8 protein-coding genes are annotated in these 10,492 nt (G+C 39.4%); 6 read left to right on the top strand and 2 right to left on the bottom strand.

Going from position 1 to position 10,492, the window contains the following annotated elements; genetic code table 11:
- The first annotated feature begins 211 nt into the window (after positions 1 to 211).
- A complete protein-coding gene (locus tag FFM80_RS14025) occupies positions 212 to 1,144 on the top strand; it encodes an ATP-binding cassette domain-containing protein (protein ID WP_137641372.1) in 933 nt (310 codons plus the stop codon).
- 16 nt (positions 1,145 to 1,160) lie between these two features.
- Entirely contained in the window at positions 1,161 to 1,934 is a 774-nt protein-coding gene (locus FFM80_RS14020; protein WP_137641371.1) for an ABC transporter permease, read from the top strand.
- Positions 1,935 to 2,094: 160 nt separating this feature from the next.
- Here FFM80_RS14020 and FFM80_RS14015 read toward each other — a convergent pair whose 3' ends face one another.
- Both FFM80_RS14015 and FFM80_RS14010 read right to left on the bottom strand, forming a co-directional pair.
- The gene (locus FFM80_RS14015) at positions 2,095 to 2,874 is read right to left on the bottom strand and encodes a DUF1828 domain-containing protein (protein ID WP_137641370.1); all 780 of its coding nucleotides are present in this window, start codon (positions 2,872 to 2,874) and stop codon (positions 2,095 to 2,097) included.
- Positions 2,875 to 2,894: 20 nt separating this feature from the next.
- Positions 2,895 to 3,386 (bottom strand): DUF6978 family protein, encoded by a 492-nt coding sequence (locus FFM80_RS14010; protein WP_137641369.1) that lies wholly within the window; start codon positions 3,384 to 3,386, stop codon positions 2,895 to 2,897.
- A 293-nt stretch (positions 3,387 to 3,679) separates the two neighbouring features.
- Here FFM80_RS14010 and FFM80_RS14005 point away from each other — a divergent pair, with 293 nt between their 5' ends.
- From FFM80_RS14005 to pglX, 4 genes are all read left to right on the top strand, one after another.
- Positions 3,680 to 4,273, top strand: a complete 594-nt coding sequence (locus FFM80_RS14005) for a DUF1819 family protein (protein ID WP_137641368.1) — start codon at positions 3,680 to 3,682, stop codon at positions 4,271 to 4,273.
- Positions 4,274 to 4,275: 2 nt separating this feature from the next.
- Entirely contained in the window at positions 4,276 to 4,854 is a 579-nt protein-coding gene (locus FFM80_RS14000; RefSeq protein WP_137641367.1) for a DUF1788 domain-containing protein, read from the top strand.
- Between the two features lie 11 nt (positions 4,855 to 4,865).
- The gene (brxC, locus tag FFM80_RS13995) at positions 4,866 to 8,507 is read left to right on the top strand and encodes a BREX system P-loop protein BrxC (RefSeq protein WP_137641366.1); all 3,642 of its coding nucleotides are present in this window, start codon (positions 4,866 to 4,868) and stop codon (positions 8,505 to 8,507) included.
- An 11-nt stretch (positions 8,508 to 8,518) separates the two neighbouring features.
- On the top strand, positions 8,519 to 10,492 hold a 1,974-nt coding region (gene pglX, locus FFM80_RS13990), incomplete at its 3' end, for a BREX-1 system adenine-specific DNA-methyltransferase PglX (RefSeq protein WP_223877379.1).

The following is a 10,492-nucleotide window of genomic DNA, read 5'->3' as shown; positions in this document are numbered from 1 at the left end:
GGGGAAGTATACCTTCAAAGCGCTGATTTCTATTAAGCTTCGCCATCATCCTTCCTTGACTTAATACCACAATGCTTACAGCCATTATACTCGACAACGAGATGTAGCGCCGTTAGATCTTGAAAAAAAGATTGACAAAATAATCAGGGGACCTTATTATATTTTTAGTCAGGGGGACCTGATTAAAAACAAAACTTAAGAGGGAATTAACATGGCAGCAATCAATGCAATTGAAGTCAGTCACTTGACGAAGCAGTTTGGACAAAAAACAGTGGTTGATGATGTGTCGTTCAAAGTCCAACCCGGCGAAGTCTTTGGGTTACTGGGTCCTAATGGTGCGGGGAAGACGACCACGCTACGAATGATGACGACATTATTGAAGGCGGATGCTGGTCAAGTCACGATTTTTGGTCACGATACGATTAAGGAAGGGCGCTTGGCACGATCGATGTTTGGCTTGACTGGTCAATACGCTTCCGTTGATGAAGATATTTCGGCGCGTGAGAATCTGATGATTTTTGCCCGGTTGAATGGGTTATCACGATCAGACGCCAAGCAACGAACTGCTGAATTATTGAACGAATTCTCACTGGTCAATTCAGCTGATAAAGCGTTAAAGAACTTCTCTGGTGGGATGCGGCGGCGGTTGGATTTAGCGGTGAGCTTGATTACGCGCCCCACACTTATCTTCTTGGATGAACCGACGACTGGCTTAGACCCACGGACCCGGACGCAGATGTGGGACACCATTCGGCAGCTGGTTAAGCAAGGCTCAACGATTATTTTGACGACACAATATTTAGATGAAGCGGACCAACTAGCGGATCATTTAGCCATTATTGATCACGGTAAGCTGGTGAAGATGGGAACACCAGCTGAACTGAAGCAGCAAATTGGTGGGTCTAAGTTGACGTTTAAGGTTTGTCAGACCACACAAATTACCGCCGCAGTTCAATTATTAACGCCACAAGTGGGCCAGATTCAGCAGACCGACTCAGCATTAAGTATGCGACTGAATCAGGTCAACCAGCTGAATACGATTTTAACTATGCTCAACCAGGCCAAGATTAAGATCACTCAGTTAGTTGTCCAGGAGCCGTCATTAGATGATGTCTTTATGGATTTAACGGTCGGTAAGAATTAAGGAAGAAGGATGCAAGATGGATGTACAAAAACACAATGGCAGTTTGGTCATGAATACGGCCACCATGGCTTATCGTAATTTATTGAAGACGGTGCATAATCCAGATCGGTTTATGGATGTTATCGTCCAACCGGTGATGTTTATGTTGATGTTTGGCTATTTATTTGGTGGGGCGATTGCCGGCGGGGTCCAAGCCTATCTACCAACAATTGTGCCGGGGATTTTAATGCAAACCATGTTGTCAGCGGCGTCGGGGTCGGGACCGCAAATCAGAGAAGATCTTGATTCGGGCGTGTTTGATCGCTTCAAATCGTTACCGATGGCACATATTGCGCCGTTAGCGGGGCAACTGTTTGCCGACAGCTTACGGTTGGTGATTGCCACGATAACGTCATTGACGACGGGCTATCTGATGGGGTGGCGACCAGCTGTCGGGTTTGGCTGGATTATCGTGATTGCCTTATTAGCGATTTTTACCGGCTGGGCCTTATCCTGGTTGTTTGCGTTAGTCGGTTTGTTGGCGAAGAGTGCTTCTGCCGTTCAAAGCTTTTCGCTAATTGCCATGTTAGTGCTATCCTTCATGTCAAATGCGTTTGTGCCACTTCATTCGTTAACGAAGCCGTTGCAAGTGATCGCACATTTGAATCCCGTGACCTATGTGATTACGGCGATTCGGCAAATCTTGGCGACTGGGAGTTGGACCCATGAGGCTGGTTTAGTGCTCGGGGTGGATGTCGTGATTGTCTTGATTTTTGCGCCGTTAGCTGTTTGGGCGTATGACCGTAATTAAGATTGATGCCAGCAAGTCATGTAAAACGATGAGGTTGTTAAATGATTCGGTAGCGCAAAACAGGACATAGGAAACATGTCAAATTTATCAAAATAGACCGTCTCAAACCAACTTTTTCGGTTTGGGACGGTTTATTTTGATAAATAAAATTTTTAAGGACTTATGACAGCTTAAATGTTTTAATCCAGTTATCTCGCTTGGACCATTGTAAAACGGGAATCGAATAGTTCTCAAAAGAACTAATAAACTTATCCGAGATACTTTCGGTATCATTAGCTAATACATAGAAGTCGGTATCTGGACGACTGTCGCGCACATCGATGATGCCCATTAAAGGGGATTCATAGGCGATTGATTTAGGACGATTAACCGCTTTGATGGCTTTGGCTTTATCATTAATTGATTTTTTTCCAAAGATATAATTGAAATTTATCATATTGCCGGTCTGACCTTGAAAACTCACATCTTCGACAAAGCTAAGTTCCTTTTCAAAAAAGTAATTTCTAATATCTTCTAAAAAATAGTCGGACACTCGATCACGAGAAGTCTGAAGCATATCCATAATTTGAAGCATTCCTTGTACTAGTTGAAATTGTTTTTGTGGCATAGCCGCGAGATCTGTAAATCTGATTTGTAATTCTTTTTGGTGAACCTGAATACCAAAGTTTAAGCAGATTTGGTTAAAGTAAGCTTGTCTTTTTTTGGAGGCCCGACCAGAACTTAACTGTAAATCCAAGGTATCTAATTCATCAAGTGTATAACCATCATCGCTTAAAATATATTGTCCTGCTTGATGTTCGATAAAAAGCTCAATCGTGTCGTGGTACATATCTACAAAGGGAGTGCGAATCGTTGTAAAATTGGCTTGAGTCTCAAAAGTCTGTTTTTGTGTCGCCCAATCTAAGTAGGCCTGTTGCAAAGATTGTATATTGATATTCATGGTTACCACCTCCAATGGACTTATAATATATCATCTTCCAAATTGTATTTGAAGTCGGTGCGATTAGCAACATTTAAGCGTTCAAAGGTTACCTTTAAACAGCTGATTAAATTATTGATGTCACTTGGATTTAGGTGCATATGCACTTCTGGAGCGTCTAACGGTAAAGCAACTGCGATACCGTATACTGGAAAATCTGCCAAATGGACGTGTGGACATTCGAGTATTTCATCTGCGTAAGCATAATTACCGGCTGGATTAGGATGTGGACGGCCAATTAAGTCGATTCGAAATAAGATTTTACTTTTAGCGTTGGCATCACGTAGCTGATAGGTGCACTTAGGTTTGCGATGCCCCTTTCGATTTAAGTCGAATAAGTAGTCATAGTTTGTACCATGTAAATTAATACAAGCTTTGTCATTTTTTACCGGTACAGTGATGGCGTCATCAAGGGCAATATTTACAATCATTTTCAATTCGTTAATCATCTGTCGAACGTCTTCAAAGTTCACTTTGGCACCTCGGATTTTTATGTGTTTGCTTGATACTAATTGTACGCTGAAAACGTTAAATTAGACACTATAAATAATATATTCTAAATTGAAGCTTTTAAAAAGTGAATATGCTTCTATGTAAAGTAATGAGTATCTATAAAAATTGTTTACGCAGTGATAATCAATTTGTAAACCTGCACGTGTTTGTGTGGGTATGCTAAAACATTCATTATTTTTTTGAAAATGTCGCTTTAAACAGGTCAGTCTTATATAATTGGAAAAGAAAATGTATTAATGGGAGGAAGCAGGTCATGCCACAATATAGTGCAACAATGGTTTCGCATTCTTTTTGGTTTCATGAATTTTCACAGTATTTATCCTTACGAGAACAAGGAAATAGCGATGCTGATATTCGAAACTTGGCTGTGACTGAAAACTATTTTCAACAACAATCTAACGCTCGTGCGTTGAGAGTGTTTCAAACGTTGAAACGACGGATCAATGTTCTTGATGAAGACTATTTTGATTTGTTTTTCTCACTAGACTTGGCAAATCAAAAATTGCTGAACTTATCGGCCAGTCTTCAGTTAGATCCCTTATTTGATGACTTTTTGTATGATCTCTATAGGAATGAGTTAATTTTGGGCGATGCCAAGCTTTATCCTTACGAAGTGGATGCATTTTTCCATCAGAAACAAATTGAAAATCCTAAAGTGGCTACATGGACAGAACAAACAGTTAAACGATTGGCCAATACATTCAAGGCATTTTTCCGAGAGGCAGGATTGCTTGAAAATCAGGGGGATTACGATTTAGTCAAGCAACCCTTACTAGACACAAGATTAGAAGTTTTAATGCATGCAAAAGGGTTGACACGACAATTATCAGCATTTTTAGGGAGATAGTAATGAGTAAAACAATTGAAAAACTCAAACACTTACGTGAAAAAGTAGCTGATCCAGACTTTCAACAGAGTCGGGGATTATCAAATGAAGTATCTTATTATATTTTAGCGTATAACCCACAGGATCAACCATTAGTAACCGAAGAAATTAACAGTATGCAACAACAGTTGAACCATGAAACAGTTGGAATGGATATTGTCGAATTCAATCTTTATCAGATTATGTGGGAATTGTTGGATGATATGGGGATTAAAGATGATGTTTTGGCGATGGAAGCTAGCGATGGTATTGATTATTTAACGGAGCAATTAAATAATGCTTTCGAGATGACGAGTTCGGAAAATCTATTTGTTCAATATATACAACGACATTTGCCCGATGAACCAGTCATTGTTTTTGTAACTGGAATTGGTGATATTTTTCCGTTAATCAGGGCCCATAAAGTGTTGAATACGATGCACCAAATTGTGACAAGTGTTCCAGTTGTTTTCTTTTATCCAGGTACATATGACAGTTTAAGTCTCAGTATGTTTGGTGAATCCAAAGAAGATAATTACTACCGGGCATTTCAAATTAACTAGGGGGAATCACGATGAAGATAAAAGATATTTTTGCTAAATCGATTGATCGAGATATTAAAGGTGTTATTACAATTGGCGATGAACACGATGCTAATGTTAAGCAAGAACTGGAAGAATATGTTGTTACCAAAGAGTTAGATCAACACTTTAAAGATTTCTTTGCCGCATATGCAGCAGGAATTCAGCATGATACAACAAATATGGGGGTCTGGATTTCTGGGTTCTTTGGTTCTGGTAAATCACATTTTTTAAAAATTCTGGCTTACTTATTAGAAAACCGTGAAGTGGCTGGTAAACGTGCTTTGGATTATTTTATTGATGATGAAAAGCTTCATGATCAGGGGACTTTAGCTGATATGCAATTAGCCGCATCGGTGCCTAACGAAGTGATGCTATTTAATATTGATTCAAAGGCTAAAAATGGCAACAAGTCCCAAAAAGATGCGATTTTAAATGTTTTTTTGCAAGTGTTTAATGAGCAACTAGGGTTGTTTGGCGCAGATTTTTGGATCGCTGACTTGGAACGGGACCTCATTGCGCAAGGTAAGTACACTGAGTTTCAGACGAAGTTTAAAGAGTTGGATCGCCAAAACCGTGAATGGCTGGATGCACGGAATGCGTATGCGTTTTTGAAAGGAACAATTCGTGATACTTTGGTGGCTATCGGGTTTATGTCTGAAGCCGATGCTAATGGGTTTATCGATCAACTAAAAAAGGAATATCCGATTAGTGTGGAGAGCTTCGCTAAGTTGGTTAATGACTATATTGAACAGCAAGATGAAAACTATCATATGGCTTTCTTAGTCGACGAAGTGGGACAATATATTGGGTCCAGCCAGCAACGGATGCTGAATCTGCAAAGCATTGTTGAGGATTTAGGAACTTACACGCATGGTAAGGCTTGGGTAATTGTGACTAGTCAACAGGCAATTGATAAGGTTACTAAGAATATTAATGGACAAGACTTTTCCAAAATTCAAGGGCGGTTTAATACTCGAATTGCGATGTCATCAGCTAATGTTGATGAAGTGATTCAAAAACGGCTCTTAGCGAAGACTGAAACAAGTGAAAAGTTACTGGAAACTACGTTTAATGAGAGTCAACACGTTATTAATAATCTTATCAGTTTTGATGGTAAGGAAGAACGAAAACGATATGATGATGCCAAAATGTTCGCTGATCTTTATCCATTTGTGCCTTATCAGGTCGTCTTACTACAAGATACGTTGACAGCTATTCGAGAAAACGGATCAGATGGAAAGCATTTGGCTAACGGTGAACGGTCAATGTTAGCGGTCTTTCAAGAATCGGCCCGGCGACTGGAAGACCAAGATACTAGAGCGTTAGTACCGTTTAGTATTTTTTTCCAAGGCCTCAGTCACTTTTTAGATCACACGCATATGATTGTGATTCAGCGGGCACAGAATAATGAGTTAATTAATCCAGGTAGTGAAGATAATCCATTTGCGGTACAAGTCTTAGAAATCTTATTTATGATTAAATATGTGCAGGATTTTGATGGGACGTTAAACAATTTAGTGACACTGATGATTGATTCAATTGATACTGATCGGATTGAATTAGAAGCCAAGGTTAAGCAAGCTTTACAGGTACTTCAAGAACAGAATATTGTGGAGAAGACCAGTAAGGGTTATGAATTTCTAACTGATGCAGAACAAGATATTAGTAAGCAGATTCAGCGACAGAGTGTGGATTTTGGAGAAGTTTCTCAGGCTATCGGGGATTACTTGTTTAGCACAGCTGCAATTTCGCGCCGATATACGTATCCAAAACTGAAACAACAATATACATTTGTCTTTAATCAGTGGGTCGACGACCGACCAGTTGGTCAAACCAATCAAGATATTAATTTAAAAATTGTTACGGCGGCTAATGGCGATAACCGAAGCGATGCTGAATTACGGCGACAGTCTAGTTCGCCAGAACAACCACAAATTATTATCGATTTACCGGGTGAGTCTCAATATATAGATGATCAGCAACAAGTTCTGCGTATGCAAAAGTTTATCTTGAATCCTCATGAACAATCACAGGATGCGCGGTCACAACGTATCGTGGATGTTAAAAAGACTGAGTTGAGTACACTTAAGATTCGGGTAGCTAAGGAATTGTTGGAAGTCTTGCAACAAGCGAACATTTACGTTCAGGGAGAACGGATTGATGCGGGAAAGAAAGATTTCTTTACTAGCTTGGCGCAAGCCGAAGAACAGTTAATTGATGAAATCTATCGTAATCTTAGCTACATTGATGTCGTTAAACAAGAAAGTGATGTTGTTGGTCTATTCAAAGATACCAATGAATTGGTGAAAACATCAGAGAATGAACGTGCGTTACAGGCTGTAATTGACCGAATCACGCGAGATTATCAAGGGCACCGTAAAATTTCTTATAAATCAGTTTTAGAGCGATTTAACAAAATTCCATACGGCTATCGAGAGATTGATACTAAGTGGTTGGTCGCAAAACTTTTCGCTGATGCTAAACTAAAAGTTTATGTGAACGGTGAGGCCATCAATCAACAGTCTGGGTTATCAGCCAATGAACTTGCTAAGTACTTCTTGAAACGACAATATATTGATGCTGTTCAGATAGAACCACGGCAAGCGGTCAGTGAAAATAAGAAGCAAGATTTACGAGAGGTTGCTTCAGAGTTGTTCCGTAAGCAGACTTTCAGTGATAATGAAGACGATACGCTGATGCATGAACTGCAGGATAGCCTAGATAATGCGCGTAAGGCGCTTGATATTTATCTGACAAAGCCTAGTTATTACCCGGGACAAGACGTATTAAGCACAGGTCGAAACCTAATGACACAATTATTGGCACAAAAAGATACTGATCGATTCTACGATTTAGTCAGTCAAAAGCATGATGATTTGTTGGATTGGCACGATGATATGGAAGAAGGGGGCATTAGCGAATTCTATGGGAGTGAGACGCAACAAGAAATTTGGGAATCTGCTCACACACAGCAAACTATTTTTGATCACTCACAAAAATTTGTCACTGGTTCGACTGTCAAAGACTTAATCAAACAAATTGATGGCTTAATGAAGAAACGACCACAGGGGAATATAAAGACGCTCAAAGATTTAGTTAATGCTTTTCGTAATGCGTTTAATTCAGAGTTTGATGCTGGTTTGATTCGAGCACAAAAAGATATTAAAAATGAACAAGCAGCCACAGAGACTTATTGTACTGAACATCAGTTGACAGCAGACTTTGCTAACCGTATTCAAGAAAAATTTGATAGCTTATTACATGATGCCAATAACGCAACGACTTTAAACGGGTTGTTTATTATTCCACAGCAGGCGATTGCAGTACGGGTTCGGTTAGTTCAACAGATGGAAACCGTTTTCGAAAAACAAGCCGTTGCAGACTCAGTAAGTTCTCCGGAACCTGCGATTACTGGAAACGATGATAGCAGCACAAATAGACACGTGGCGTCTAACGAAGTTAATCCCCAGCGGGCCGTAAAGCAATATCAAGCAGTTAATGTTAGATCACTTGGGATTAATCAAACCTGGGTATTAGATAGTACCACTGATATTGAAGTTCAGGTTGAAAAACTTAAAGCCACACTTCAACAACAGCTGAAAGCAAAAGGATCAATTAAGTTTGAATTGTAGTCTTAGACAAGGTGAAAGAAGAGAATATGGATAAAACAGCGATTAAAAAATTTGCAATCGATGCACGCCAGTCCCTCATTGAAGGGATTAAACTTAAGGCCGCCTCACTAGGGATCTCGGAGGCGGGCATTGAAGGTAAGCTTCCTATTTCAACCGTGGAGATTGAATATTATAAGGATGAACAAAATGGAATTACCGGTCAAGACATTGTTAAACGGCAACGATTGGTTGCAGAGTTAACACAGCGCGCTAAGAAGGCCGATTTGGCTACGGCGTTCCATGATCTAGTAGAAGAAGTTGCGTATACTTGGTTTAATCGGATTATTGCGATTCGTTTCATGGAAGTTAACAACTATTTACCCAGTCGAACACGGGTACTGTCGAGTACAGAAAATCGAAATGAACCTGACATTATGGTGCATGCAAAAGAGATTGCAGACCAACTTGGTGGGTTTTCTCCAGCAGAAGATGACTTAATTGAACGTGCTTTAGATACCGAACAGCCAGTGGATATGGATGCTGAGTATCAGATGTTATTCATCAAGCAAGCGAATGCGTTGAATAAGAATTTGCCATATTTATTTGAAAAAACCAACGACTATGCGGAATTATTGTTCACTCCAAACTATCACGACGGTGTTATCCGGCATTTGATCACTGATGTTAGTGAGGATGATTTTAATGTGGCTGTCGGTGGTCAAGTGGAGATTATTGGGTGGTTGTATCAGTACTATAATACGGTACCTCATAATCAGGTAGTAAATATCATTGGTGGTCCAGTCAAGAAAAATGATATTCCAGCTGCGACACAATTGTTTACTACAGACTGGGTTGTAAAATATATGGTTGATAATTCACTGGGCAAGTACTGGCTAGAACGGCATCCCGATAGTGAATTGAAGTCACATTTGAAATTCCTGTTGCCAAGTGATATTACGGTTATTAATGATGATGAGTCAATTGAAAACTTAAAAATTATTGATAATGCAATGGGATCCGGGCATGTTCTAGTTTATGCATTTGATGTTTTGATGCAGATTTATTCAGAACAAGGTTATTCTTCTCGTGATGCTGCTACTTCGATCCTTAAAAATAATTTATTTGGCTTAGAGATTGATAAACGTGCATACCAATTGGCCTACTTTGCCTTGATGATGAAAGCCAGAGAGTTTAATCGAAGAGCATTACGTGAAGGCAGTACTGGTCCCAACGTTTTCGTCTTTGAAGATACTGATGATATTTCTTCAGAGTTTCTTGATCAAGTTTCTCCAGAGAATCGTGATGCTTTGCTTGATATTGTGGGGCGCTTCAGCAATGCTCGGGAGTTAGGATCTATCATTACTTTTGAAGACCAAAAGTATGATTTTAATAAACTACGTCAAGCAACTGCATCAGTGCTCATCGATGACTTGGATTTATTCGGTTTTCAAGAGATGCAAGCAAAACTTTTACGTGCACTGACTATTACTGAAACCCTGTGTGATACTTATAATATAGTTGTCACTAATCCGCCGTACATGAATAAGATGGAACCATCATTAAAGAAATACGTTAAAAAATATTACAATAATTATTCTGGTGATTTATTTTCAATCTTTATCTACAATAATAGTAATTTGGCCAAACAAGGTGGTTATTCAGCCTTCATGACGCCATTTGTCTGGATGTTCATCAAAACATACGAAAAATTACGAGAATATTTAATTGAAAATAAAAAGATTGATAGTTTAATTCAGATGGAATATTCAGCTTTTGAAGAAGCAACTGTGCCAATTAATACGTTTGTTGTAAAGAATGTGCAGTCAGAAGACACAGGGACCTATTTGAAGTTATCAGCTTTCAAAGGTGGTATGGATGTCCAAAAAGACAAAACTTTAGCGGCTATTTCAAGTCCAACAACGGACTACCTTTATCGAACTAACCAAGCGAACTTTGCTAAGATTCCGGGAATACCGATTGCTTATTGGGCTAGTGAAAACTTGCTA

This window comes from Lactiplantibacillus dongliensis (assembly GCF_005405105.1).
In the GTDB taxonomy this organism is placed as follows: domain Bacteria; phylum Bacillota; class Bacilli; order Lactobacillales; family Lactobacillaceae; genus Lactiplantibacillus; species Lactiplantibacillus dongliensis.
Note: the sequence above shows the minus strand (reverse complement) of the source record. Positions and strands in the feature narration are given on the sequence as shown.